Annotated in this window: 23 protein-coding genes, 1 tRNA gene and 1 pseudogene; 13 read left to right on the top strand and 12 right to left on the bottom strand. The window is 64.1% G+C overall.

The window, feature by feature from the left end:
• Window positions 1-224: 224 nt before the first annotated feature.
• From pta to AC1DT6_RS32920, 9 genes are all read left to right on the top strand, one after another.
• Entirely contained in the window at window positions 225-1,265 is a 1,041-nt protein-coding gene (gene pta / locus AC1DT6_RS32960; RefSeq protein WP_441630563.1) for a phosphate acetyltransferase, read from the top strand.
• Window positions 1,262-2,023 carry a sulfite exporter TauE/SafE family protein gene (locus AC1DT6_RS32955; RefSeq protein ID WP_441630561.1) on the top strand — a complete coding sequence of 254 codons (762 nt, stop codon included), beginning with the start codon at window positions 1,262-1,264 and terminating at the stop codon, window positions 2,021-2,023. The genes pta and AC1DT6_RS32955 overlap by 4 nt, the downstream gene beginning before the upstream one ends.
• An 89-nt stretch (window positions 2,024-2,112) precedes the next feature.
• Window positions 2,113-2,189, top strand: a tRNA-Arg gene (locus tag AC1DT6_RS32950).
• A gap of 278 nt (window positions 2,190-2,467) precedes the next feature.
• Entirely contained in the window at window positions 2,468-3,346 is an 879-nt protein-coding gene (locus AC1DT6_RS32945; protein WP_441630559.1) for a LysR substrate-binding domain-containing protein, read from the top strand.
• Between the two features lie 168 nt (window positions 3,347-3,514).
• Window positions 3,515-4,264: an SDR family NAD(P)-dependent oxidoreductase gene (locus AC1DT6_RS32940; RefSeq protein ID WP_441630557.1), complete on the top strand. Its 750-nt coding sequence runs from the start codon at window positions 3,515-3,517 to the stop codon at window positions 4,262-4,264.
• Window positions 4,265-4,343: 79 nt separating this feature from the next.
• Window positions 4,344-5,669 carry an MFS transporter gene (locus tag AC1DT6_RS32935; protein ID WP_045240274.1) on the top strand — a complete coding sequence of 442 codons (1,326 nt, stop codon included), beginning with the start codon at window positions 4,344-4,346 and terminating at the stop codon, window positions 5,667-5,669.
• Window positions 5,670-5,713: 44 nt separating this feature from the next.
• Window positions 5,714-6,559 (top strand): transketolase, encoded by an 846-nt coding sequence (locus tag AC1DT6_RS32930; RefSeq protein ID WP_441630555.1) that lies wholly within the window; start codon window positions 5,714-5,716, stop codon window positions 6,557-6,559.
• Window positions 6,556-7,557: a transketolase family protein gene (locus AC1DT6_RS32925; protein WP_441630554.1), complete on the top strand. Its 1,002-nt coding sequence runs from the start codon at window positions 6,556-6,558 to the stop codon at window positions 7,555-7,557. The genes AC1DT6_RS32930 and AC1DT6_RS32925 overlap by 4 nt, the downstream gene beginning before the upstream one ends.
• A gap of 125 nt (window positions 7,558-7,682) precedes the next feature.
• The gene (locus AC1DT6_RS32920; RefSeq protein ID WP_441630552.1) at window positions 7,683-7,919 is read left to right on the top strand and encodes a molybdopterin-binding protein; all 237 of its coding nucleotides are present in this window, start codon (window positions 7,683-7,685) and stop codon (window positions 7,917-7,919) included.
• Window positions 7,920-7,925: 6 nt separating this feature from the next.
• Here AC1DT6_RS32920 and AC1DT6_RS32915 read toward each other — a convergent pair whose 3' ends face one another.
• The gene (locus tag AC1DT6_RS32915) at window positions 7,926-8,354 is read right to left on the bottom strand and encodes a TOBE domain-containing protein (RefSeq protein ID WP_045240277.1); all 429 of its coding nucleotides are present in this window, start codon (window positions 8,352-8,354) and stop codon (window positions 7,926-7,928) included.
• A gap of 156 nt (window positions 8,355-8,510) precedes the next feature.
• On the opposite strand from AC1DT6_RS32915, the pseudogene AC1DT6_RS32910 reads away from it, so the two are divergent.
• A pseudogene (locus AC1DT6_RS32910) lies at window positions 8,511-8,738 on the top strand (LysR family transcriptional regulator); the annotation flags it as partial.
• Between the two features lie 115 nt (window positions 8,739-8,853).
• Here AC1DT6_RS32910 and eno read toward each other — a convergent pair.
• The 6 genes from eno to AC1DT6_RS32880 all read right to left on the bottom strand — a co-directional run bounded on the left by eno (window position 8,854) and on the right by AC1DT6_RS32880 (window position 16,592).
• Window positions 8,854-10,164 carry a phosphopyruvate hydratase gene (gene eno, locus AC1DT6_RS32905; protein WP_477111859.1) on the bottom strand — a complete coding sequence of 437 codons (1,311 nt, stop codon included), beginning with the start codon at window positions 10,162-10,164 and terminating at the stop codon, window positions 8,854-8,856.
• 42 nt (window positions 10,165-10,206) lie between these two features.
• Entirely contained in the window at window positions 10,207-11,637 is a 1,431-nt protein-coding gene (gene pyk / locus AC1DT6_RS32900) for a pyruvate kinase (RefSeq protein ID WP_441630548.1), read from the bottom strand.
• A 3-nt stretch (window positions 11,638-11,640) separates the two neighbouring features.
• Window positions 11,641-12,936 carry a glycerate kinase type-2 family protein gene (locus tag AC1DT6_RS32895; protein WP_441630546.1) on the bottom strand — a complete coding sequence of 432 codons (1,296 nt, stop codon included), beginning with the start codon at window positions 12,934-12,936 and terminating at the stop codon, window positions 11,641-11,643.
• A gap of 27 nt (window positions 12,937-12,963) precedes the next feature.
• A complete protein-coding gene (locus tag AC1DT6_RS32890; RefSeq protein ID WP_477104142.1) occupies window positions 12,964-14,322 on the bottom strand; it encodes a dicarboxylate/amino acid:cation symporter in 1,359 nt (452 codons plus the stop codon).
• 97 nt (window positions 14,323-14,419) lie between these two features.
• Window positions 14,420-15,388 (bottom strand): tripartite tricarboxylate transporter substrate binding protein, encoded by a 969-nt coding sequence (locus AC1DT6_RS32885; RefSeq protein WP_441630543.1) that lies wholly within the window; start codon window positions 15,386-15,388, stop codon window positions 14,420-14,422.
• Window positions 15,389-15,515: 127 nt separating this feature from the next.
• Entirely contained in the window at window positions 15,516-16,592 is a 1,077-nt protein-coding gene (locus AC1DT6_RS32880) for a tartrate dehydrogenase (protein ID WP_441630541.1), read from the bottom strand.
• Window positions 16,593-16,738: 146 nt separating this feature from the next.
• Here AC1DT6_RS32880 and AC1DT6_RS32875 point away from each other — a divergent pair, with 146 nt between their 5' ends.
• The gene (locus AC1DT6_RS32875; protein ID WP_441630539.1) at window positions 16,739-17,662 is read left to right on the top strand and encodes a LysR substrate-binding domain-containing protein; all 924 of its coding nucleotides are present in this window, start codon (window positions 16,739-16,741) and stop codon (window positions 17,660-17,662) included.
• A 155-nt stretch (window positions 17,663-17,817) separates the two neighbouring features.
• Here AC1DT6_RS32875 and AC1DT6_RS32870 read toward each other — a convergent pair whose 3' ends face one another.
• The 4 genes from AC1DT6_RS32870 to AC1DT6_RS32855 all read right to left on the bottom strand — a co-directional run bounded on the left by AC1DT6_RS32870 (window position 17,818) and on the right by AC1DT6_RS32855 (window position 20,680).
• Window positions 17,818-18,741, bottom strand: coding sequence for an NADP-dependent oxidoreductase (locus AC1DT6_RS32870; protein WP_441630570.1), 924 nt, complete (start codon window positions 18,739-18,741; stop codon window positions 17,818-17,820).
• Window positions 18,741-19,169 (bottom strand): nuclear transport factor 2 family protein, encoded by a 429-nt coding sequence (locus tag AC1DT6_RS32865; protein WP_441630537.1) that lies wholly within the window; start codon window positions 19,167-19,169, stop codon window positions 18,741-18,743. The genes AC1DT6_RS32870 and AC1DT6_RS32865 overlap by 1 nt, the downstream gene beginning before the upstream one ends.
• A gap of 91 nt (window positions 19,170-19,260) precedes the next feature.
• The gene (locus AC1DT6_RS32860) at window positions 19,261-19,701 is read right to left on the bottom strand and encodes a DoxX family protein (protein WP_441630535.1); all 441 of its coding nucleotides are present in this window, start codon (window positions 19,699-19,701) and stop codon (window positions 19,261-19,263) included.
• An 85-nt stretch (window positions 19,702-19,786) separates the two neighbouring features.
• On the bottom strand, window positions 19,787-20,680 hold the full coding sequence (locus tag AC1DT6_RS32855) for a pirin family protein (RefSeq protein ID WP_477115257.1): 894 nt from the start codon (window positions 20,678-20,680) through the stop codon (window positions 19,787-19,789).
• Window positions 20,681-20,779: 99 nt separating this feature from the next.
• On the opposite strand from AC1DT6_RS32855, the gene AC1DT6_RS32850 reads away from it, so the two are divergent.
• A complete protein-coding gene (locus AC1DT6_RS32850; protein ID WP_441630531.1) occupies window positions 20,780-21,697 on the top strand; it encodes a LysR family transcriptional regulator in 918 nt (305 codons plus the stop codon).
• A gap of 155 nt (window positions 21,698-21,852) precedes the next feature.
• Here the strand turns inward: AC1DT6_RS32850 and AC1DT6_RS32845 are convergent, their stop codons facing one another.
• A complete protein-coding gene (locus AC1DT6_RS32845) occupies window positions 21,853-22,875 on the bottom strand; it encodes a class I fructose-bisphosphate aldolase (RefSeq protein ID WP_441630529.1) in 1,023 nt (340 codons plus the stop codon).
• A gap of 304 nt (window positions 22,876-23,179) precedes the next feature.
• Between AC1DT6_RS32845 and AC1DT6_RS32840 the strand changes: the two genes are divergently transcribed.
• Window positions 23,180-23,785 carry a J domain-containing protein gene (locus AC1DT6_RS32840; RefSeq protein ID WP_441630527.1) on the top strand — a complete coding sequence of 202 codons (606 nt, stop codon included), beginning with the start codon at window positions 23,180-23,182 and terminating at the stop codon, window positions 23,783-23,785.
• Window positions 23,786-23,811: the final 26 nt, after the last annotated feature.

Raw genomic sequence — 23,811 nt, 5'->3', positions numbered from 1 at the left:
CTCAAGCGCGCCATCGACCTGCAGATGAACCACGGCAAGACCACCATCATCGAAATCATGTGCACCCGCGAGCTGGGCGACCCGTTCCGCCGCGATGCGCTCGCCAAGCCCGTGCGCATGCTCGACAAGTACAAGGACTACGTTTGAGCCAGTGAAGTAGCGGACGTCTGGCCGGAAGCGGCGTCCGCTGCTTCCGGCCATATTCCATTCTGAGCGACCCCATCATGAAAGCGATCAACCGCATTATCGAGCGCGCACGCGCGGCGCCCCAGCGCATCGTGCTGTGCGAGGCAGAGGACCCACGCATCCTGCAGGCGGCGCAACGCGCCACGCGCGAAGGCATAGCACGCATCGTGCTGGTGGGCGACGCCGCGCGCATCCGCCAGGCCGCGGCCGGCGCGGACATCGGCCTTGCCGGCATGGACGTGATCGACCCGGCCAGCTCCGCGCTCACGCCGTCCTTCGCGCAAAAGCTGTTCGCGCTGCGGGCAAAGAAGGGCATGACACTGGAAGACGCCAGGCGCGAGGTGCTCAAACCCCTGTGCTTCGCCAACCTGATGGTGCGCCTGGGCCACGCGGACGGCTCGGTGGCCGGCGCGGTGCACACCACCGCCGACGTGGTGCGCACCGCCATCCAGGTCATCGGCATCCACCCGGCGTTCAAGCTGGTGTCGAGTTTTTTCCTGATGATGTTGTGCGAGCCCTTCCACGCACTGAAGGGCGGGCTGATCTTTTCCGATTGCGGGCTGGTGGTGGACCCCGATGCCGGCGAACTGGCCGAGATCGCGATGGCGGCGGCCGACAGCGCGCAAAGCCTGCTGATGGACACGCCGCGCGTGGCGATGCTGTCGTTTTCCACCAGCGGCAGCGCGCGGCATGCGGCCGTCGACAAGGTGGTGGAAGCCACGCGCCTCGTCACCGAGCAGCGTCCCGGCCTGGCGATCGACGGCGATGTGCAGCTCGACGCCGCCATCGTTGCCGAGATCGCCATGAAGAAGATCGAGCACTCCAGGGTGGAAGGCCGCGCCAACGTGCTGGTGTTTCCCAGCCTGGAAGCCGGCAATATCGGCTACAAGCTGGCGGAGCGCGTGGGCGGCGCCAAGGCGATCGGGCCCTTGCTGCAAGGCTTGCAGAAGCCGGCCAACGATCTCTCGCGCGGCTGCAGCGCGGACGATGTGTTCTACGTGATTGCCGTAACGGCAGTGCAGGCGCAAACCGCCGCGCAAGCCCGGACGGAAGCCCCGATGGCCGCGCAACTGTCATGACCGCTGACCACTTGCTGCCGCTGCTCGCACTGATGGGCGCGGCAAGTTACTTCCAGACGGTAACCGGCTTTGGCCTCGGCATGATCGTGATGGGCGCGACCAGCGGGCTGGGCCTGGCGCCGGTCGCCACCGTCGCCACGCTGGTGAGCCTGGTAACGCTGGCCAACAGCGCGGCGGCCTTGCCGGGCAAGATGCACCATATCGACTGGCGTGCCGTCGGCGCGGCCACGCTGGGCATCCTGCCTTCCGTGGTGGCCGGCGTGCTGATACTCGACTACCTGAGCAGCGCCGCCGCCGGCATCCTGCAACTGCTGCTGGGCGCGGTGGTCCTGTATGGCGGGCTGAGCGCCGCGCTGCGCCCTGCCCCGCTGGTGCGGCGCTCCGGCGACCGCAGCTTCTTCGTCAGCGGCATCTTTGGCGGGCTGCTCAGCGGCATGTTCGGCGTGTCCGGGCCGCCGTTGATTTTCCAGTTTTATCGGCAACCGCTGTCGATGGTGGAGATTCGCTGCGCGCTGATTCTTGTATTCACCGCGACCTCGGTGACGCGTACGCTGTTCAGTGCATGGCAGGGGCAGCTCGGCGCCGATATCTGGGCGCAGGCAGCGCTCGCGGTGCCTGTCGTGGCCGTGACTACGATTGCGGCCCGGCGATTTCCACCACCGCTTTCGGCTGTGGCAACGCGGCGGATTGCGTTCGGGGTGCTGGTGGTGATTGGGGCGTACCTGATGTTGCCGGGGTTGATTGACCTTGCCACTTAGTGGCTGAGACCCGCCGCACTCCCCGTGTGTTCTCTTATCTGCGGAAATACTTGTATTTTCCCCAGGGGGCGATATAGTCGCCCTCGCGTGCGGCTGTAGCTCAGTTGGATAGAGTACTTGGCTACGAACCAAGGGGTCGTGGGTTCGAATCCTGCCAGCCGCACCACCTGTTACGTTTAGCAAATCAACGGCTTGGAGAATTTGAACCTCCAAGCCGTTTTTGCTTTTACGCAGCATTGCTGACGGGCCTTCGCGGGAGTCTCTTCACCAACGCTACACGTCGGCAACTTCGACGCGCGAGGCCACCAACGCGATATGATCATCACGGATCCCGCCAGGGCAACGGTGAAGTTCTGTCGCTCCTTGCCATGCCCCGGGCGTATCCCCGGCCGGGGGCCGCTCTAAGTACAAACCCCTCTTACCACCGTCACCAGAGAGCTGAATATGCGCCTTCCGCCGCTGAAGTCGATCATTGCGTTCGAGAGCGTCGCGAGAACGAAGAGCGTAAGCCGGGCGTCCGAGGAACTGGGCCTGACCGCCTCGGCGGTGAGCCATCAGATTGCCAACCTCGAGTCCATCATTGGACAGCCACTCTTCTTCCGGCAGGGCCGGGGGCTGGCCCTCACGCCAGTCGGGGAGCAATACCTGCGCGATGTGACCGGGTCGCTCGCTGAACTGAACCGCGCGACCGAGCGTGCATCGAGCCAGGCTGAAGTCGACATTCTCAGGGTGCATTCGAGCCCGAGCTTCGGCTTGATGTGGCTGCTGCCCCGGCTGAAATCGTTCCAGGCCGACAACGGCGACATTCAGTTGAACGTAGCCTGCTCCTATGAGGACGTCTCCTTTACAAGCGGCTATTACGACGTCGATATCCGCTATGGCTACGCGCACTGGCGCGATCTGCAAGTCAAGACAGTGCGCAACGAGTTCATTGCTCCCCTGGCCTCCCCGGAATATCTTGCCCGACACCCCATCCGCGCTCCGGCCGACCTGCTGGGCCAGCGCCTGGTTTTCTCCGAGACACCTCTCGTCCAGTGGCAGCAGTGGTTTGCCAGATTCGGCGTCTCAGGCGAGCACCAGGTGTTCGACTTTTCCTTTGACCGCTCGTACATGTCGCTGGAGACGGCGGCCCTTGGCATCGGCGTGGCGCTGGAAAGCATGCTGCTGGCGTCGGTCCATCTCAGCAAGGGGACGCTGGTACCGGTCTTTGACCCTACGTATGCCGTGGAGGTAGGCGCGCATCACATCGTCTGCCCATCCCAGAATGCGGACTTGCCTCGGGTACAGCGATTTCTCGACTGGATCGACCGGGAGTTGACGTAGGCATGCGGCCCATGCGGCTCACGCATGGTGCGGCGCACCAAAAATTCACGTCCTGGAATCGCATCTCTCATCTGAAAATTTCTCAGCAATAGCTGAGAAGGACTGCGTTGATCGGCGCCGCGCGAGGCACCAGACTCGAACCATCATTTCAACAGTCAGGAGACAGACATGATGCTCGAGAACAAGGTTGTGATCGTGACCGGTGCCGCATCCCCCCGCGGTATCGGCAAGGCAACGGCAAGCGCGCTGGCCGCGCAAGGCGCCAGGGTAGTCATATTGGATCTGCGGCAGGCAGACGCGGAGCGGGCGGCACTGGACCTTGGCGAAGATCACCTCGGCATCGCATGCGATGTCACGGACCGCGCGGCCTGCCAACTGGCCGCGCGCGCCGCCCTGGAAAAATACGGGCGCATCGATGGCCTGATCAATAACGCCGGCATTACGCAGCCCCTGCGGACGCTGGACATCCAGCCAGCCAACTTCGATGCCGTCGTCGATGTGAACCTGCGCGGCACGCTCTACATGTCGCAGGCAGTCATCCCTCAAATGAAGGCGCAGAGGCACGGCAGCATCGTTTGCATGTCGTCGGTTTCCGCCCAACGTGGCGGTGGCATTTTTGGCGGTCCGCACTACAGCGCGGCGAAAGCGGGCGTGCTTGGCCTCGCACGCGCCATGGCCCGGGAATTTGGCGGCGACCACATTCGCGTCAACTCCATTACGCCAGGCCTGATCCAGACGGACATCACCGGCGACAAGCTTACGCCGGAAATGCGGGCTGACATCATCAAAGGCATTCCGCTGGGGCGTCTCGGCGATGCCGCCGATGTGGCCAACGCCTGCCTCTTCCTGATCAGCGATCTGTCCGCCTACCTGACGGGCATCACACTCGACGTCAATGGCGGGATGCTGATTCACTGACCGTCCCTCGACTGCCGCCTTCACCTGGCGGAACAATCGGCGCACTCGGGCTAACCCGGGGCGCCTGGCAGGAGACAACATGAAGACCAAGTACGCTTCGCCCGTCGCGGGCGATGTGATGGCGCACACGGATGCCGCCACCTTTGAATCCAAGACCTACGCGAAAGTGGTACGGCGCCTGATACCGTTCCTGATGCTCTGCTACCTTGGCGCCTATCTGGACCGGGTCAATGTGGGATTTGCCAAGCTGCAGATGCTCAATGACCTGCGCTTCAGTGAAACGATCTATGGCCTTGGCGCCGGCATCTTCTTTCTTGGATATTTCCTCTTCGAAGTCCCGAGCAACATGATTCTGCACAAGGTGGGTGCGCGCAACTGGCTCGCGCGCATCATGCTGACGTGGGCCGTCATCTCGGCGAGCTTTGCGTTTGTCAGCACGCCCACCTCCTTCTACGTGTTGCGCTTCTTGCTAGGCGTCGCGGAGGCCGGATTTGCGCCCGGGGTCATTCTTTACATGACCTATTGGTTTCCGTCGGAAAGGCGGGCCAAGGCGCTATCGATGTTCTTCATGGCGATACCGCTGGCGGGCATCGTGGGCGGACCACTGTCCGGCTACATCATGCACGCATTCCACGGCGTGCTGGATCTGGCCGGCTGGAAGTGGCTGTTCATGCTGGAGGCGCTGCCATCGCTGGTTCTCGGCATCGCCATCCTGCTCTACCTGGACAACGGCATCCAGAATGCGAAGTGGCTCACCGAAGCGGAGAAAGCGCTGCTTGCGCGCAACGTCGCTGGCGACAATGCACAGAAGGTCTCGCACGTGTCGATCCGCGCATTCATCGCCGATCGCCGGCTCTGGCTGATGGCCTCCATCTACTTCTGCGTCGTGCTCGGACAGTACGGCTTGACGTTCTGGTTGCCGACCATCGTCAGGAAGGCCGGCGTCGCCGACCCCTTGTGGGTGGGCATCCTTACCGCTTTGCCGTACCTGTGCGCCATTATTGCGCTGCCATTGGTCGGCTTGAGCGCGGACCGGCGCCGCGAGCGGCGCCTGCACCTGGCGATCCCGATGCTGGTAGCGGCGGCTGGCTTTGCGACGCTTCCCCTGCTTGGCAGCGTCGGTGCTTCGATCGTCTGCCTGAGCATCGCGGCGGCGGGAATCCTGACGTCCTCGTCGCAGTTCTGGGCCTTGCCCACCGCTTTGCTGGGTGGCATGTCGGCAGCGGCCGGGATCGCCGCCGTCAACTGCTTCGCGAACCTTGCCGGCTTCTTTTCCCCGGCCATCGTAGGCTGGCTCAACGACCTGACCGGAAAATCGACCGCCGGCCTGATCTTTATCTCAGGCGTCATCGTGCTCGGCGCACTGCTTGTCTTCCTTGTCCCGGCGAAGACCGTCAACCGTTGAGCTTCTCCATCCCCTTGACCATCAGATCTACGCAGGAGACGAATATGAATTCATCCTCATCCGAAGCGCCCGTGGCACTGCCAGAGCGCGCCTATCGAATCCGCAGGAATGCCCTGTTGATGGGTGAAGTGCAAGGCCAGGGCTACATCGGGCAGGCACTCGACATCGCGGACGTCCTTGCCGTTGCGTACTTCGGTGCCATGCGGTACCGGCCGGAAGACCCGGAGTGGGAGGGGCGAGACCGCTTCCTCCTGTCCAACGGGCACTACGCGATCGCGCTGTATGCCGCCTTGTTCGAAGCAGGCATTCTCCCGGCAGAAGAGCTGGAGACGTATGGCAGCGACGATAGCCGCCTGCCGATGTCAGGCATGGCAAGTTACACGCCAGGCATGGAGATGTCTGGCGGGTCTCTGGGGCAGGGCCTGACGATAGCCGTTGGCCGTTGCCTTGGCCTCAAGCGCAAGGGCTCCGATGCTTTTGTCTATACGCTGTTCTCCGATGGCGAACTGGACGAAGGCGCGATCTGGGAAGGCATCATGTCGGCGAGCCACTGGAAACTGGACAACCTCATCGCAATGGTCGATGTCAACAACCAGCAGGCCGACGGGCCATCGACGCAAATCATGGCATTCGAGCCGCTGGTGGAGAAGCTGGAGGCCTTTGGCTGGTTTACGCAGCGCGTCGATGGCAACGATATCGAGGCGGTAGCGGCGGCATTCGATGCGGCGCGATCGCATCCGGGCGCGCAGCCTCGCATGATCGTTTGCGATACGCGCATGGGCTGCGGTGTTCCTTTCCTGGAGCAGCGCGAGAAGAATCACTTTATCCGCGTCGACGCCCACGAGTGGCAGCTCGCGCTGGAAGCACTGGAAGCCGGGAGACAAGCATGAGCAACGCAACCTTGAACAAGCCGCGTCTGAAGACGTCCGCAATGATCGCGTCGATTGCCGGAGAGGGCCAGGCGACCCGCCCTGCCCCGTTCGGACATGCACTGGTGGAACTGGCCCGCAACAAGCCCGACGTGATCGGCATGACGGCCGACCTCGGCAAATACACCGACCTGCATCTCTTTGCGAAGGCGTTCCCCGAACGCTACTACCAGATGGGCATGGCCGAGCAGTTGCTGATGGGCGCTGCCGCCGGCCTGGCGCACGAGGGGGCACAGCCCTTTGTCACCACGTACGCGGTCTTTGCCACGCGCCGCGCCTATGACTTCATGCACCAGGCCATCGCCGAAGACAACCTGGACGTGAAGATCGTCTGTGCGCTTCCCGGCCTCACGACAGGCTATGGACCAAGCCATCAGGCCGCCGAGGACCTGGCCTTGATGCGCGCGATGCCGAACATGACCGTCATCGATCCGTGCGACGCGCTGGACACCGAGCAAATGGTGCCCGCCATCGCGGCACATCGCGGTCCTGTCTATGCGCGGCTGCTGCGCGGCAACGTCCCCATGGTGCTCGATGAATATGACTATCGCTTTGAACTTGGCAAGGCAAAATTGCTGCGCGACGGCGCTGAGGTGCTCGTTATCTCGTCGGGCATCATGACAATGCGCGCGCTCGAAGTCGCCAAGGCGCTGGAAGCAGATCACGTGGGCGTTGGCGTGCTGCACGTGCCGACGATCAAACCCCTTGACACCGAAACCATCGTGCAAGAGGCAAAGCGCGCTGGCCGGCTCGTCGTCGTCGCCGAGAACCATACGGTAATCGGCGGTCTCGGCGAAGGGGTGGCGACTGCGCTGATGCGCGCTGGCGTTAGCGCGCCATTCCGGCAGATTGGCCTTCCGGACGCGTTCCTCGACGCTGGCGCACTGCCTACGTTGCACGATCGCTACGGCATCTCCGCCAACGTCATGGCGGCGACCATCAAGGGCTGGCTAGGCTGACAAGTGACGAAAGGCCGCAGGCAGGCAAGCGCGGCTCGGCGGCGGTGGGATAACCACCCACCGCTCCCTCCGAATCCACCGCACGATCTCCGCAAACGCCGACATATCCGGCGGTAAAGAGCGATGTGCTCGCCATGTACGTGGTGGCGACCGGCAGCGACGGCTACAAGACGCCGATCTCGCTGGGCGAGATCGAGCCCGGCTTCGGCAACCAGCCGGTCATGATCGCCTATGCGATGGATGGCGCGCCGCTCACCGCCAGCGGTTTTGCCCGGCTGGCAGTCCCGAACGACGGCAAGGCCGGGCGCTACGTCTCCAGGCTGATCAGCCTGGAAGTGTTCGCGGCGCCGGCGGCACGGTAGGCAGGGTCAGGCGCGAGTGGCCAGCAAGACGCTGGAGGCCTTGAAGATGGCGACGGCCGCGCCGCCTTGCACCAGCCCCAGGCTGCTTACGCTGTCATTGGTGATGATGGCCACGATCTCGCCCCCCTGCTTCAGGCCAATGACAACTTCGGCATTGACGGCGCCGGTCTTGACCCCCGAAACCGTGCCCACAAGCTGATTGCGGGCGGAGAGCAGCATGTCCGGTTCAGGCACGCCAACGATGACGGATGACGCCTTGATCAGCGCGATGGCTTCCTTGCCTACCGCGAGCCCGAGCCGCTTGGTGCTGTCGCTGGTGATGGTGGCGACGATCTTCGCGCCGCCGGCAACCTCGAGTTCGATCTCGTCGTTCACCGCGCCCTGGTGGACTGCTGTCACCTTGCCGGTCAGCTTGTTTCTTGCGCTGGTTTTCATCTGTCCCTCACCTCGTCATGTCGGCGGCCACCGCCTGGCCGCAAGTGCGCCGTCCCGGAGCGCCGCTGGCGTCCGGGCCGTGGATCGCCAGATCATACCGCGTTCGCAAGCGGCGGCAATGCCTCCCGTCCTGATAACCAACCTTGCCCCATCGTGATGCCAAAAGCCTCGCTAGACCTCCAGTTGCTCCGCATCCTGCATACCCTGCTGACCGCGTGCAGCGTCTCCCGTACAGCGGTCCTGCTGGGCCAGTCCCGGCCGGCGATCCGTGTTGCACTGCGGCGGATGCGCGAGATGACCGGCGACCCGCTGCTGGTGCGCAGCGGCAGCCGCATGGTGCCCACCACGCAGGCGCTGGCCATGATCGAGCCGGTAGCATCCGCAGGATGTGCGCAACAGCATCCGCGCCATCTGCTCCGATCCGGCGACAGGACGCACGTTTGGCTTTGCGCTGATTGGCTCGGCAGTGAACGACAAGGCACCGCTATTGCAGGAGATGTCAGCGCCGCTGCCTTGAACGCGCGCGGAGGGCTGGCGGCCCGAACGCGGTCGGTCCCGCATAGGTAGCCAGTTCTCCCAACTCGGCTTCGATCAGCAGTATCCGGTTGTACTTGGCCACACGATCCGAGCGGCAGAGCGATCCGGTCTTGATTTGGGTGGCCGAAGTCCCTACCGCGATATCGGCAATCGTCGTGTCTTCCGTCTCGCCGGAGCGATGGGACACGACCGCGGTGTATCCCGCCGCGGTGGCCATCGATATGGCGGCCAGAGTCTCTGTCAGGGTACCGATCTGATTCGGCTTGATCAGGATGGAATTGGCGATTCCTTCTTCGATGCCTCTCTCCAGTATGGCCGTGTTGGTGACAAACAGATCATCGCCCACAAGCTGAATGCGTTCTCCGAGCGTCTCCGTCAGCAGCTTCCATCCTGTCCAGTCGTCCTCTGCCATTCCATCCTCGATGGTGACGATGGGGTAGTTCTTCGCCAGCGCGGCGAGATAGTCGCAGAAGCCGCCGGCGTCGAAGTGCTTGCCTTCGGAGGCCAGGCTATACACCCCGTTCTCGTAGAGTTCCGAGCTGGCGACGTCCAGACCCAGCGCGATATCGGGGCCGATCCGATAGCCGGCGAGCTCGATTGCACTGATGATCGCTTCCAGCGCAGCCTCATTGGAGGGAAGATCGGGAGCAAACCCGCCCTCGTCACCCACAGCGGTGGAGAGGCCCCGCTTTCGCAGCACGCTCTTGAGCGAGTGAAATACCTCGGCACCCCAACGGATCGCCTCGGCAAATGAAGCGGCGCCTGCCGGCAGAATCATGAACTCTTGTATGTCGACGTTGTTGTCGGCGTGAGCGCCGCCGTTGATCACATTCATCATCGGTACCGGCAGCACGAAGCGGTCGGCCGTCGAGAAGCGCCTGTACAAAGGCACCCGTTGGGATGCAGCCGCCGCCCTGGCGGCGGCGAGGGACACCGCCAGAAGCGCATTCGCGCCCATGCGGGACTTCGTCTCCGTACCGTCCGCTTGCAGGAGCAGGCCATCCACGGCCGCCTGGTCCGCAGCGTCGCAACCGACCAGCGTTGCGCTCAGGTCTTCGTTGACGTGTCTGACGGCCTTCCGGACCCCTTTGCCGCCGTAGCGGGCCGGGTCATTGTCCCGGAGTTCCAGTGCTTCCCGGCTGCCGGTGGAGGCGCCCGAGGGTGCGGCCGCATATCCACAGGCGCCATCGGCCAGCGTCACCTCCGCGGCTACGGTGGGATTGCCGCGGGAGTCCAATACCTCGAAGCCTCGGATGGATCGGATGACGGTCATGATGAATGCCTCAAATAGGGATGTCGTGGGTGCCGAGGGTCTTCAGGCGGCCGGCTGGCCAACCGTTGCAATGCGAAGCAGGTTGGTCGTGCCAGGCGTGCCGAATGGCATGCCCGCGGAGATCACGATGACTTGCCCCGAAGTGGCAAAGCCCTCGTTCTCGGCTGTGTCGCAGGCATAGTTCGTCATCTCGGTGACGCTCTCCACTTCATGGATGATGACCGCATGCACACCCCAGACGAGTGCCATGGCACGCGCAGCATGCAGGTTTGGGGTCATGCCGATAATGGGGGCATCGGGACGCTCGCGAGACATGCGCATGGCGGAATAGCCGGAGCTTGTGTACGCCACGGTGGTGGCTACGTGGAGAAGCCCGGCCACGCGGCGCATTGCACTGCCGATTGCGTTGGCGATGTCCGGCTCCGGTGGTGTCTGCGACGCCTCCATGACCTCCCTGTAGTACGGGTCTGCCTCCGTCTGCACAATGATGCTGTTCATCATCTGCACGGCTTCGACGGGGAATTTCCCCGAGGCCGATTCTGCGGAGAGCATGACGGCGTCGGCGCCATCGTAGATGGCGGTGGCAACGTCGGATGCTTCGGCGCGCGTCGGTACCGGCGAGCTCACCATGGATTCCAGCATCTGCGTGGCGACGATAACGGGCTTGCCCGCTTTGCGGCAAGCCTGCACGATGCGTTTCTGGATGGACGGCACCTGCTCGGCGGGCATTTCGACGCCAAGATCGCCGCGGGCGACCATCACCGCGTCGGTTTCGGCGACGATGGCATGCAGCTCCGCGATGGCCGCAGGCTTCTCCAGCTTGGCGACGATGCTGGCCCGGTTTCCGACAATCTGCTTGATCTCGCGAATGTCCTCCGCGCGCTGGACGAAAGACAATGCGATCCAGTCGACCCCGAGCGACAAGCCGTAGTCCAGGTCTTCTCGGTCCTTCGCGGTCAAGGCCGACAGCGGCAGCACGACGCCTGGCACGTTGACGCCCTTGCGGTCGGACAGCACCCCACCGTCGATCACTTCGGTCTCGGCATAGTCCGGCCCGAATGCCTTTACCCGGAGGCGAAGCTTCCCATCGTCGAGCAACAGGTCGGTCTGCGCTTCCAGTGCCGCAAAGATCTCGGGATGGGGCAGTGCAACCCGGGTCGCGTCGCCCGGGCGGTCCTTGTCCATGTCAAGCCGGAACGTCTGGCCTTGCACGAGCGTAACGGGACCGTTCGCGAACTGGCCCACGCGCAGCTTTGGCCCTTGCAGGTCCAGCAGGACGCCGATAGGCCGTCCCAGCTCCGTCTCCAGATCCCTGATGAGGTTGAGGCGTGCCTTGTGGTCGGCATGCGTGCCGTGGCTGAAGTTCAGCCGAAAGACGTCGGCGCCGGCCATGAACAGGCGGCGAAGGGTTGCAGCATCGCTGCTGGCCGGTCCGACGGTGGCGACAATCTTGGCATTTCGAGTGCGGCGCATGATCTAGCATCCTTTCCCGGCCGGGCTGGTAATCAGCAAGGCGCGGAAGTCGTTGACGTTGGTAAGAGTCGGGCCCGTGACGATGGAGTCGCCAAGCGCCTCGAAGAAGGTGTGTCCGTCGTTGTTGGCGAGAAGGGCGTGCGGCGCCATCTCCCTTTGCCAGCCTCGCGAGAGTGTCGTGGGGTCGGCGTATGCCCCTGCGATCTCTTCGATGCCGTCCACGCCGTCCGTATCGGCGGCCAGCGCAAAGACACCCGGGTGGCCGTCCAGCGCAATGGCCAGGGAAAGCAGGAATTGCACGTTGCGCCCACCGCGGCCATTGCCTCTGACCGTGACGGTGGTCTCGCCCCCTGACAGAAGCACGCACGGAAGCTGGAATGGCGCCGTTGCCCGCGCGGCCTGGAAGGCGATGCCGGCCATCACCTTGCCGACGTCGGTGGCCTCGCCTTCGATGCGATCCCCCAGTACATAGGGCTGGATGCCCGCGGCCGCCGCTGCCTGCGCCGCGGCGGCAAGGGAGATGGCAGGCGTCGCGATCATGCGCACCTCGCTGTGCGCGAGCCGTTCGTCGCCTGGCTTGACGGACTCCCCGCTGCCGGACGCCAGCAGACGCTCCGCGCTGGCCGGGAGCGGGATCCCGTAGCGCCGGACGATATCCAGCGCGTCCTGGCACGTGGTCGCGTCGCATACCGTCGGCCCGGAAGCGATATTGACCGGGTCGTCGCCGGGTACGTCCGAGATCAGCAGCGTAACAACGCGAGCCGGATGGCACGCAGCGGCAAGCCTTCCACCTTTAATGCCGGAAAGATGCCGCCGCACACAGTTCATCTCCGAGATGGTCGCGCCGCTGGCCAGCAGCGCCTGGTTGACGGCGCGTTTTTCCTCCAGGCTTATGCCGGCCAGCGGAAGGCTGAGCAGCGAGGATCCGCCGCCGGATATCAGGCAGATGACCAGATCGTCCGGGCACAACCCCGAGACCATGTCCAGCATGCGAACCGCGGCACGCTGGCCAGCCGCGTCGGGTACCGGATGCGCGGCTTCGACGACTTCGATGCGCGAGGTCGGCGTGGCGTGGCCGTACCGCGTCACAACCAGTCCGGTGAGTGGGCCCGGCCACGCCTGTTCCAGCGCCCGGGCCATGCTGGCGGCGGCCTTGCCGGCCCCGACGACGATGGTGCGACCGGCAGGCGGCTCGGGTAATGCGGTCGCCAGGCAGTCCCGCGGGTCCGCCGCGGATACGGCAGTCCGGAAGAGCGACTCCAGGAATGCACGGGGGTTTTCAATGCTGAGGTGTTTCACGATGCGCTACCTGTTTCCGTTCCGGTTTCAAGCACTCTTGCGGGCGTCGGCGGCATAGTTCGGCTGCAACGGCACCAGCGGGATCGGTTCCGGCGCGACACCTTCGTAGAGTTGCTCCAGGTCCTCGGGGTCGACTTCGCCATTGAGGACGCGTTGGACGCGGTCCTCGTCGAGCGCGCCGACCCACTTGGCAATCGCCATGGTCGCAACCGCGTTGCCGATGGTGTTGGTGATGGCGCGCGCCTCCGACATGAAGCGGTCCACCCCAAGCAGGAGAACCATGCCAGCCACCGGAATCTTCCCCAGCGACGCGAGCGTTGCCGCCAGCGTGATGAAACCCGAGCCGGTGATGCCCGCGGAACCCTTCGAAGTCAGCAGCAGCACACCGAGCACGACGAACTGGTCGGTGAGGGTCAATGGCGTGTTGGTTGCCTGTGCGATAAAGATCGCGGCCATGGTGTAGTAGATGCACTGGCCATCGGGGTTGAAGGTAAGCCCCGCCGGCACCACCAGCCCGACGACGGGCTTCGACACGCCGACGTTCTCCAGCTTGCGCATCAACTGCGGAATGACGGATTCCGACGAGCTCGTGCCCAGCACGGTCAGGATTTCGTCCTTGATGTACTTCAGGAATTTGAACAGGCTGAATCCGCAGATGCGGCAAATGGCACCCAACACAATCAGCACGAACAGCGCGCAGGTCCCGTACATGGTGGCGACCAGCTTGCCAAGCGATGCAATGGAGCCAAAGCCATACTTGCCCACCGTGAATGACATGGCGCCGAACGCGGCAACCGGCGCGAAGCGCATGATCATGCCGACGATCGCGAACATGGCGTTGGCGAACGAGTCCAGGGCGGCGACGAACGGCTTGCCGCGCTCGCCCAGATGGGCCAGGGCCACGCCCATGAATACCGAAAACACGAGGATCTGCAGGATGTCGTTCTTGGCCAGTGCATCGACAATGCTCATCGGCACGAGGTTGAGCAGGAAGTCCATGACGCCTTCGTGCTTCACCTGTGCCGTATAAGCGGCAATGCTCTTCGTGTCGAGCGTCGCCGGGTCGACGTTCATGCCATGACCGGGCTGTACCAAGTTGACCACGATGACGCCGAGCAGCAGCGCGAACGTCGACAGCACTTCGAAGTACAGCAAGGCACGCCAGCCTACCCTGCCAAGGTCTTTCATGCTTTCCATCTTGGCGATGCCGAGCACTACCGTCGCGAAGATGATGGGTGCAAACACCATCTTGATGAGGCGGATGAAGATATCGCCAAGTGGTTTGAGCTCGCTGCCGATATGGGGCATGAAGATACCCAGCAGGATGCCCGCCGCCACGGCAATGAGCACCTGGACATACAGTGAGCTGATGAGTCGCCTTTTCATGATGTCTCCTGTGGCGACGCACTTGCAGCGCAGCCTGTCTGTCTTGCCTTCATCGAACGGATGCGGCCGACGTCTTCGCGACGGCCGTGCCTCCCGGTCAGTCCATGCTTACGCGCGCCTCTTTGACGAGCTTGCCGAAGCGGGTGACTTCTTCCTTGATCTGGGCCGTCATCTGAGCCGGGGTGTTGCCGACCGGTTCTGCGCCGATGGCCGCAAACTGCTTCTTCACATCGGGGAGTGCCAGGGCCCTGGTGATTTCCGTGCTTAGCCGGTTCACGATCTCAGGCGGCGTTCCCGTAGGGGCAAGGATGCCGAACCAGGAGGCGATATCGAAGCCTGGCAAGCCCGACTCGGCAAGGGTAGGCACATCCGGCAGCGCGGAAGAGCGCCTGGCCGTGGCGACCGCCAGCGGCTTCAGCTTGCCCGCCTTGATGTAAGGCAGCGCGGACGACGCGGTGTCAAACATCATCGAGACCTGTCCGCCCATCAGGTCGGTGATAGCCGGGGCGCTCCCCTTGTAGGGAACGTGGACGATGTTGGTGCCGGTCTGTGCCTTGAATTGCTCGCCGATCAGGTGATGGGCCGTGCCGTTGCCATTGGACGCGTAGGTCAGCTTTCCCGGGTTGGCCCTGGCGTAGGCAACCAGCTCCTGCACGTTCCTGGCCGGGAAGCTCGGGCTGACAACGAGCACGTTCGGCACGATGGCAACGACGGAGACCGGTGTCAGGTCCTTTTGGAAGTCGTAGGAGAGCTTTTTGTAGACGTTCGGCGCGATGGTGTGATGAACCGCGCCCATGAGCAGCGTGTAGCCATCTGGCGCAGACTTCGCGGCGGCGTCCGCGCCAATGGTTGCGCCAGCGCCCGGCCGGTTTTCGATAATGACGGGCTGGCCCAGCGCCTGCGTGAGCTTTTGTCCCACCGTACGGGCAAGGACATCGGTGGTGCCCCCCGGGGGAAACGGGACGATAAGGCGAATGGGCTTGGCGGGATATACCTGGGCGAAAGCGGTGCCGGCGCCGAGAGCGAGGGCGAACGCAGCCACCGCAGTCCGGATAACGGATTGCATGCCTGTCTCCTGATGGAATTCTTTGTTGGCCGGCCCATTCAGGGCCGGCACGGTGCGGGGCACCTGTGCCGGTGCTAACCCGCCAGCGGTTTGCTGCGGCGCGGCAAGCCGCGCTGCTTTTCCAGCTTCAGGCCGCCTTCTTGACCTGATCGGCCAACACCTTGCAGATGGCTTCGGTGACAGATGCGGTGGTCGCATTGCCGCCCAGATCCGGGGTGAAGACGCCGTTGGCGGTGATCTGCTCGATGGCTGCCATCAGGCGGTCCGCCGCGGGCTTCTCGCCCAGATGCTCGAGCATCATGGCCGCGGTCCAGAAGGTGGCGATGGGATTCGCCACGCCCTTGCCCGTGATATCGAAGGCAGAACCGTGGATCGGTTCGAACATCGACGGAAACACGCGTTCCGGGTTCAGGTTGGCGGTCGGCGCGATGCCGAGGCTGCCGGACAGCGCTGCCGCCAGGTCGGACAGGATGTCGGCGTGCAGGTTGGTCGCGACCACCACGTCCAGCGTATGGGGCTTCAACACCATGCGCGTGGTCACGGCATCGACCAGTTCGCGGTCAACCTTGACGTCCGGATAGTCCTTGGCGACTTCATAGAAGATCTCGTCCCACATCACCATGCCGAAGCGTTGCGCGTTCGACTTGGTCACCAGGGTGAGGTGTTTGCGGGGGCGCTTCCGCGCGATCTCGAATGCGAAGCGGTGGATCCGTTCGACCCCGGCGCGCGTGAAGACTGCTGTTTCAGTGCCGGTCTCGATGGGCAGGCCACGGTGAGTACGACCGCCATTGCCGGCATACTCGCCTTCCGAGTTTTCGCGGATGATGACCCAGTCGATGTCCTTGCCATTCGCCAGCGGGCTCTTCACCCCTGGCAGGACGCGCGCCGGACGCACATTGGCGTATTGGTCGAAGCCCTGGGCGATAGGCAGACGCAGGCCCCACAGCGACACGTGATCGGGTACGTTCAGGGCGCCCACTGCGCCAAAGAAGATGGCGTCGAACTGCTTCAGGCGCTCCAGCCCGCCTTCGGGGATGTAGTAGCCTTTCTCCAGATAGTAGTCGGAGCTCCAGGGAAAATGCTCGACGCTCAGCCTGAAGCCGCCGTCTTGTCCCGCCAGGGTCTCCAGCACTTGCAAACCGGCAGAGATGACTTCCGGGCCGATGCCATCGCCAGGGATGGCTGCAATCTTGTATTCACGCATAGCGTTGCTCCTCGCATTGTTTTCCACACACCGAAGGCCGCTTTCAACCGCCAGGCTTGCCGGCGCCTTCTGTGACCTAACTATCGTTGAAAACTGAGGGAGTAAGATAAACTTAATTTCAAACTAATATTAACTTGAGGTTGAAGATGGGACAGCCTTCCGAACTTGCCTTCTTCGCTGGCCTGGCCAAGGCGGGCAGCCTGTCAGCGGCAGCGCGTGAACAAGACGTCACCCCCGCCGCCATCAGCAAACGGCTGGCTCAAATGGAAAAGCGGCTTGGCGTGCGGTTGCTGAACCGGACGACGCGGCGCATCGGCCTGACTGCCGAGGGAGAGGTCTACCTCGAGCACGCCCGGCGCCTGCTTGCTGAGATCGAGGATCTCGACCAACTGATCTCCAGCAGCCATGTGGCGCCGCGTGGGACGTTGCGCGTCAATGCCCCGCTGGGATTCGGGCGAACCTACATCGCGCCCGCGATATCCGATTTCGCGAAACGGTATCCACAAATGGAGGTGCAGCTCCACCTGACGGACAGGCCGATGAACCTGGGCGATGAGGGATTCGACATAGGAATCCGGTTCGGCGAGATTCCTGACACACGCCTTATAGCGCGGAAGATTGCCGACAACCGGCGCCTGGTCTGCGCCGCGCCCTCCTATCTAAATGCACACGGCACGCCGATCACGCCACATGATCTGACCCAGCATCAATGCATCGTGCTGCGCCAGAACGACTCCGCCTATGGCATCTGGCGCTTCGTCAAAGGCAAGAAGACGGAAACGGTAAAGGTGCGCGGCGCCCTGAGCAGCAATGATGGCGAAGTGACGCTGACGTGGGGCCTGGCCGGGCAAGGGATCTTGCAGCGCGCGGAGTGGGACCTTGCCAAGTACCTCCGAAGCGGCCGCCTGGTCTTGCTGCTCGAAGACTATGCCTTGCCACCAGCCGACATCTTTGCCGTCTTCCCTGAGCGGTTGAACATGTCGGCCAAGGTCCGGGCGTTCCTCGACTTCCTGGTTGCGCACTTTGAAGGGAAACTGCTCAGGGCGCGCGGGGGAACCTCGTCTTGGTAGACGGACGTTGCGATGCATCGGGCGCCACGGCTTCCGTACTGATGGCGCGCAAAGGGGACCGCACGTAGAGTCGGACCGGCGGCCCCGCCCCTTCACCGGCCGTTCGGCGGGCAGAAGATGGACGGCATCGCCTCGCGCGCGTGCCAGCCGGCGCCTTATGCCGTTTGGATAATCACCTTGCCGCGCACATGCCTGGCCATGCTCTTCGCCATTGCCTCTCCGGCTCGATCCAGTGGATAAGTGGACTCAATTTCGACGCGCAGTCTGCCTGATTCGTAAAGCATGGCCAGCGCGGAGAGCTGGGCACCATCAGGGCGCGTCGCAAAGTGCTTTCCGTCGGCGCCGACTTCATGGGCGCGCCTGGCATCCGGCGGGCTGACGCTGGATACCAGCGTGCCACCGCGCTTGAGCACTGACCAGGAACGCACTTGCGTGTCGCTGCCGACCAGGTCGAGTACAAGATCGACATCCGAAACCTTGGCGGCAAAATCGTCCTCGGTGTAGTCGATCACGTCCGTCGCCCCCAGGCCTTGGAGGTAGCTCCGGTTGGCGGCCGAAGCGGTGCCGATCACTTGTGCGCCGGCCAGGTTCGCCAACTGCACGGCCACGCTACCGACACCGCCAGCTGCGGCATGGATCAGGACTTTCTGTCCCGCCTGAAGCTTGCCGTGGTCGTGCAGCGCTTGCCAGGCAGTCAAAGCCGCCGCGGGAATGCCAGCGGCCTCCAGGAACCCGAGGCCCTTCGGCTTGCGGGCAAGGCGCCCCGCATCCACCACGGCACGCGTTGCATAGCCGCCGACGATGCCGATGAAGCCCAGCACTTCGTCTCCCGGCACCAGTGTGGTGACATTGCGTCCAACCGCAATGACAGTCCCCGCGGCATCCACCCCGGGCGTGAAGGGAAAGGTTAGCGGAATGAAGGCTTGCATGGCCCCACTGACGATCTTCCAGTCAATCGGGTTGACCGAGGTGGCGGCGACATCAATCAGCACCTCGCCATCACCGGGGCGAGGATCATCGAGTTCCTGCAGCGACAGGGAATCGGGGCCGCCGTAGGCGGCTACACGAATGGCTTTCATCAAAGGCTCCTTGCGGTAATGCCGACGATCGGGGTATCAAGTGCCAGCGCGGCCTGCACCGGGTCGAAGTATTCGCGCAGATGCGCGATCCTGCCGTCGCGGGCCGTCAAGAACACGACGTACTCCTGCCGGTAGATGCGGCCGGTCGACTGGATCAGCCCTTCGGCGTGCACCCGCGCAACGGCTTGACGAGGGTCTGCCGCGGGTAGGATCTCGGCGTCGAAGAAGCGGAAATTCGATACCGCACCGATGAACCAGGAGACATGGCGGATCACCGCGTCCCGGCCGCTCAATTTCGACGGATGCCCGATGCCCGGCGCGTAGGGCAGTTCCCATACGATGTCCGCGGCAATCAGTTCCTGCCATTGCTGGTGGTCATCAACCAGCCACTGGAGGTGTTGCTGCAACAACTCTGCTGCGACGCTCATGATATTTCCTTGCGTGTCGGGCGCGGTGGTAGCGGAGATTCTTGCCGCGAACCTGCAACTACGTGCTCCCGGATTGTTGGGTACGTGGCATTCAATGCGCCGCGACGGCGCGCGTGCCGGTCGTGCTGCGGCGACCGTCGATGCTAAGCGCGCCGGCGCCATGGGCCACCACCTGCAGCAGACCGCCGGCCATCGCCAGGTTCTTCAGGAAGTGGAACATCTGGTTCTGATCGCCGAGCGCGTGATGGAAGATCAGCGCCGTGACCACGGCGTAGGCGGCAAGCAGCGCAGCAGTCAATCGCGTGCGATAGCCGGCAATCAACAGCACGCTGCCCGCCAGTTCCAGCACCAGCGCACCGAGATAGCCCAGCAGCGGCACAGGCAGGCCGAGCGAGCCGATGTAAGCGATGGTCGCGCCGGGCGCCATCAGCTTGCCAAGGCCGCTGACGAGAAAGATGGTGGCGATGAGGGTACGGCCGATCAGGGGAAGGGCCAGGTGCGAAGTTGCGGTCGTCGAGTTCATGGTTTGCATCCTTGGGTGAAGAAATGGAAAGTACGTAATGAAGAATGGAACGTGGAGATAAAGCGGTAAATGCCTTGCCTGGGAGTCACTCGCATCACCGCAGACGACCATCGGCGCGCAACTGCGTCCCGATCCTGGCGATCTCGGCTTCGCCCCTGCGGAGCGCGTCGTTCGATGTATGGACTGAGTAGTAGCCAAGTGCCAGGTCGTGCGGATGGGGGACCGCCGACGCGACGATGAAATCCGCATCTGTTTTGGCGGTGAAATCGAGCGCGTCCTCGGATTGTGAGAAGACCGCGAGTTCGTCCTGCAGCAACTCGCCACCCGTCGCGAGCGTGCCACGGTTGACGTGTGCCCAGGCCACGGTGTGGCTTGCGGGCGGCTGATAGCGCCAGCTTTGGCCCGCCGCCAGGCACACGTGCAGCAGTGCCACGCCGGACGGCGCGGCAACCGGGCTGTCTTTTCCAGCCAGTGAGCCCAGTACCAGGCGCACCGGTCCTGATTGCGGTATCGAGGATGCCGGAAGGTATTGGCTGTGCGGCGTGCCGTTCTCCAGGCTGCGCGGCAGGGCGATCCACAGTTGATAGCCCTGGAAGCGGCTCCCCTTCGCGGGACTGGCTGCGTGCCAGATGCCGTTGCCCGCCCGCATCCATTCGACGCTGCCCGCCGCCAACACGCCGGCCGCGCCGGTCGTATCTTCGTAGTGCAGTTCGCCMTCGAGCAGCACGGTGAGGGTAGCGATGCCCGAGTGCGGGTGCATGGGGAACAACGCGTCGCCTGAGGGTGCGAAATCGAAGTAGTCGAGAAAGACGAAGGGCTTGATCAGCTTGCCAACGTCGCCGGGACTGACGATCCGTGAAACGGGACCATGCCGGCGGCCACCAGTACGCAGCACGATGGCACGATGGCTCGCCGCATCCGGCTGCGCGGCGTGGTGCTGGGTCTGGCCCGCGTCTCCGGCGTGACGGGTCTGCGTTGCGTACTCCATGAAAATCTCCTTCGGCGATGACATGACCGAAGGTTAGGTGCTTGACATATATATTGGTAGCCTATATTTCTAGATGAAATCCATCTAAGGAATAGATACATGCTTGATGGCGTATCCCTGGACCAGCTACGCACCTTCATCGCGGCCGCCGACGAGGGCAGCTTCTCCGCGGCGGGGCGGAAGCTGCGGCGCGCGCAGTCGGTGGTGAGCCAGACGCTCGCCAACCTGGAGGGACAAATCGATGTCCAGTTGTTCGATCGCAGCGGCCGCTACCCGCGCCTGACCGAGCAGGGCGCCGCGCTTCTGGCGCAGGCGCGGCTGGTGGTGAGCGGCATGGACGGCTTCAAATCCAAGGCGCGCGCGATTGCCGAAGGACTTGAACCCGAGCTGTCTGTGGTGGTGGATGTCATGTACCCGATGGCGTCACTGACGGTGACAGTGGGCGAGTTCCGCGATGCTTTTCCACACACCCCGCTGCGCTTGTATGTAGAGGCGCTTGGCGCGGTCATGCGCCCGGTAATCGAGCGCGTTTGCCGGCTTGGCATCAGCGGATCGATGCCCGCGGTTCCCGAGACGCTGGATGCGGAAAAGCTGCTCGACGTGCCAATGGTCACCGTGGCCGCGCCATCGCATCCTCTGGCATCGCGCAAGGGGGCTATCCGGGTACGCGAACTGGAGGGCCACGTGCAATTGGTCCTGACCGACCGCACCACGCTGACCGAGGGGGAGACCTTCGGCGTCTTCTCGCCGCTGACCTGGCGCCTGGCCGATCTGGGCGCGAAGCATGCCTTCTTGCGCGCCGGCTTCGGCTGGGGGCACATGCCAGCGGCAATGGTGCAGGGGGATATCGATGCGGGCGACCTGGTGGCGTTGCGGCTGGAAAGCTTCCAGCCGCGTACCCCGCCGATCGCCATGTTCGCGGTCTACCGCAAGGACACGCCGCCCGGCCCCGCCGGCCGCTGGTTCCTTAACCGGCTGAAGCAGACTTCGCAGCGACCTTTCCTGCGCCGATACTGAGCGCGCTTACCGCAGGCTGGAAGCGCAAGCATGTGATGCTCGCGGCGACGTCACTCGGTCTACAAGGCGCCCGCGGAACCCGAGCAGCGCGGGCGCCTGATGCAGGCAGCGCGCAAGCGTTTGAGCGCCCGGTCCAGACCGCGCCTGCCGAAAGCTCAGCCCGCAGCGGTCTCCAGCGCCGCTTCATATTGCCCCAGGCAGGCCATGCCATTCAGCCGGGAGCGCTGCAGCAGCGCCCGTTGCGCTTGCGCCGCGTTAGCGGCCTCGCCGCGCCAGGCCAGCAGGGGCGGCTCCTGCAAGGCGCGTCCGTAGGAAAAGGCCAGCCGCCAGGGCAGCGGGCCGAGCCGGTTCATGGCATCGAGATTGGCGGTGGCCTCAGTAGGCGTTTGGCCGCCGGACAGGAAGAAGATGCCCGGCACCGCCGCCGGCACCGTGCGCTTGAGCACCTGCAGGGTCTGCATGGCAACCTCGGCCGGCGTCGCGTGGCCGGCCTCCTTGCCGGGGAGCACCATGCTGGGTTTCAGCAGCATGTGTTCGAGCACCACCGCATGCCGGTGCAAAGCGTGAAAGACTTCGTGCAGCACGGTCTCGGTGACCTCGGCGCAACGCGCCATGGAGTGCGCGCCATCCATCAGCACCTCGGGCTCGACGATGGGCACCACGCCCGTCTCCTGGCAGATCGCGGCATAGCGTGCCAGCGCCTCCGCATTGGCCTGGATGGCAAGCCGGCCGGGCAGTTTGTCGGACACGTTGTACACCGCGCGCCACTTGGCAAAGCGCGCGCCCTGCTGGCGATAGCCGGCAAGCCGCTTGGCCAGCCCGTCGAGGCCCTCGGTGATCTCGTCGCCGGGAGCGTGGGCTAGCGCGAGCTTGCCCTTGTCCACCTTGATGCCGGGCACGATGCCATGGCGCGCCGCCAGCTCCGGCAGCGGCGTGCCATCGTCGGCGCGCTGGCCCAGTGTTTCCTCGTACAGGATCACGCCGCTGATGAATTCACCAAGACCTGGTGTCGACAGAAGCAGGTCGCGCCACGCCCGGCGGCTCTCCTCGCTCGATGCCACACCGATGCGCTCGAACCGCTTGGCGATCGTTGGCCCGCTCTCGTCGGCGGCCAGCAGGCCTTTGCCCGCTTGAACCAGGGCGTCCACGGTGGCTTGCAGCTCACTTCGAGTGTCCATGATGTGGCTCCGTGAAGGTGACATGGAAACAAGCATTTACTCATTAGCGCAATCGCGCAAGCGAGCCGGGGCGCGCAGCCAGTGCTCATGGTGGCCGGCCGAACACTTCGCGCAGCTTGCCCTTGGCCTGCCCGAGCGAGGCGGCGATCTCCCCGGGGCTGCCGTAGGCGTGCGCCGTGCCGAATGGCGTCGATATGCGTAGAAGTGCGCTACCAATAACGACATCACGTCGACACGGCGGGTGACGCTGCTGGCGCGCCACCCCGTGCTAGGATAAAAGCCCCCCAGCAGCCGCCCCAGGCCCATGACCACCCTCTACGCGACCCTCGGCGTGCAATCGGACGCTACCCTGGACGAGATCAAGCGCGCCTACCGCCGCGCCGCGATGAAGTGGCACCCCGACCGCAACCTTGGCCGCGAGGCGCAGGCGCACGAGGCATTCCAGGAGATCCGGGATGCCTACACCATTCTTTCCGATGCCGGGCAGCGCCAGATCTACGACGAGGTATTCGAGCGGGAGATGCGGCGCTGCCAGGCCGAGCGCGAGGCGCAGGAAGCGCAGGAGCGCGAGGCGCAAGGCGAAGCCCAGCGCGTCGCGCAGGAACACTACGAAAAGATGGTCGCCATCGCGATGCGCTTTGCCGACGACGGCCACAACCGCGACGTCATCTTCGGCGTGCTGCTCGGCCGGGACTGCGACGCGGAACTGGCGGCACGCATCGCGGACAGCACATGGGCCTTGCAGGAGTCGCGGCGGGCAACCGTGCCGGCCGCGGACGCGCCTGACACCGAGGCCGCCCCGCCGCCCGCCGGTGCGGCGGCGTCAAACCCCGACGAGGTGACGCGGCCCGGGCGTCACCCCGGCGCCTTCGATTCGTTCTGGCACGGCTTGTTCGGCCTCCGCTCATAGGAGCGGAGCGGGCTGCGCCAACGGCA

It is taken from the genome of Cupriavidus sp. 01L45 (assembly GCF_056399885.1).
The sequence above is the reverse complement of the archived record's forward strand: the minus strand, read 5'-3'. Positions and strand labels throughout refer to the sequence as shown.

What these genes read in the sequence shown, in the direction of transcription:
- pta (WP_441630563.1), top strand. Translation starts at nt 225, where the DNA reads ATGAAAGCGATCAACCGCATTATCGAGCGCGCACGCGCGGCGCCCCAG.
- AC1DT6_RS32955 (WP_441630561.1), top strand. Translation starts at nt 1,262, where the DNA reads ATGACCGCTGACCACTTGCTGCCGCTGCTCGCACTGATGGGCGCGGCA.
- AC1DT6_RS32945 (WP_441630559.1), top strand. Translation starts at nt 2,468, where the DNA reads ATGCGCCTTCCGCCGCTGAAGTCGATCATTGCGTTCGAGAGCGTCGCG.
- AC1DT6_RS32940 (WP_441630557.1), top strand. Translation starts at nt 3,515, where the DNA reads ATGATGCTCGAGAACAAGGTTGTGATCGTGACCGGTGCCGCATCCCCC.
- AC1DT6_RS32935 (WP_045240274.1), top strand. Translation starts at nt 4,344, where the DNA reads ATGAAGACCAAGTACGCTTCGCCCGTCGCGGGCGATGTGATGGCGCAC.
- AC1DT6_RS32930 (WP_441630555.1), top strand. Translation starts at nt 5,714, where the DNA reads ATGAATTCATCCTCATCCGAAGCGCCCGTGGCACTGCCAGAGCGCGCC.
- AC1DT6_RS32925 (WP_441630554.1), top strand. Translation starts at nt 6,556, where the DNA reads ATGAGCAACGCAACCTTGAACAAGCCGCGTCTGAAGACGTCCGCAATG.
- AC1DT6_RS32915 (WP_045240277.1), bottom strand. Translation starts at nt 8,354, where the DNA reads ATGAAAACCAGCGCAAGAAACAAGCTGACCGGCAAGGTGACAGCAGTC.
- eno (WP_477111859.1), bottom strand. Translation starts at nt 10,164, where the DNA reads ATGACCGTCATCCGATCCATCCGAGGCTTCGAGGTATTGGACTCCCGC.
- pyk (WP_441630548.1), bottom strand. Translation starts at nt 11,637, where the DNA reads ATGCGCCGCACTCGAAATGCCAAGATTGTCGCCACCGTCGGACCGGCC.
- AC1DT6_RS32890 (WP_477104142.1), bottom strand. Translation starts at nt 14,322, where the DNA reads ATGAAAAGGCGACTCATCAGCTCACTGTATGTCCAGGTGCTCATTGCC.
- AC1DT6_RS32885 (WP_441630543.1), bottom strand. Translation starts at nt 15,388, where the DNA reads ATGCAATCCGTTATCCGGACTGCGGTGGCTGCGTTCGCCCTCGCTCTC.
- AC1DT6_RS32880 (WP_441630541.1), bottom strand. Translation starts at nt 16,592, where the DNA reads ATGCGTGAATACAAGATTGCAGCCATCCCTGGCGATGGCATCGGCCCG.
- AC1DT6_RS32875 (WP_441630539.1), top strand. Translation starts at nt 16,739, where the DNA reads ATGGGACAGCCTTCCGAACTTGCCTTCTTCGCTGGCCTGGCCAAGGCG.
- AC1DT6_RS32870 (WP_441630570.1), bottom strand. Translation starts at nt 18,741, where the DNA reads ATGAAAGCCATTCGTGTAGCCGCCTACGGCGGCCCCGATTCCCTGTCG.
- AC1DT6_RS32865 (WP_441630537.1), bottom strand. Translation starts at nt 19,169, where the DNA reads ATGAGCGTCGCAGCAGAGTTGTTGCAGCAACACCTCCAGTGGCTGGTT.
- AC1DT6_RS32860 (WP_441630535.1), bottom strand. Translation starts at nt 19,701, where the DNA reads ATGCAAACCATGAACTCGACGACCGCAACTTCGCACCTGGCCCTTCCC.
- AC1DT6_RS32850 (WP_441630531.1), top strand. Translation starts at nt 20,780, where the DNA reads ATGCTTGATGGCGTATCCCTGGACCAGCTACGCACCTTCATCGCGGCC.
- AC1DT6_RS32845 (WP_441630529.1), bottom strand. Translation starts at nt 22,875, where the DNA reads ATGGACACTCGAAGTGAGCTGCAAGCCACCGTGGACGCCCTGGTTCAA.
- AC1DT6_RS32840 (WP_441630527.1), top strand. Translation starts at nt 23,180, where the DNA reads ATGACCACCCTCTACGCGACCCTCGGCGTGCAATCGGACGCTACCCTG.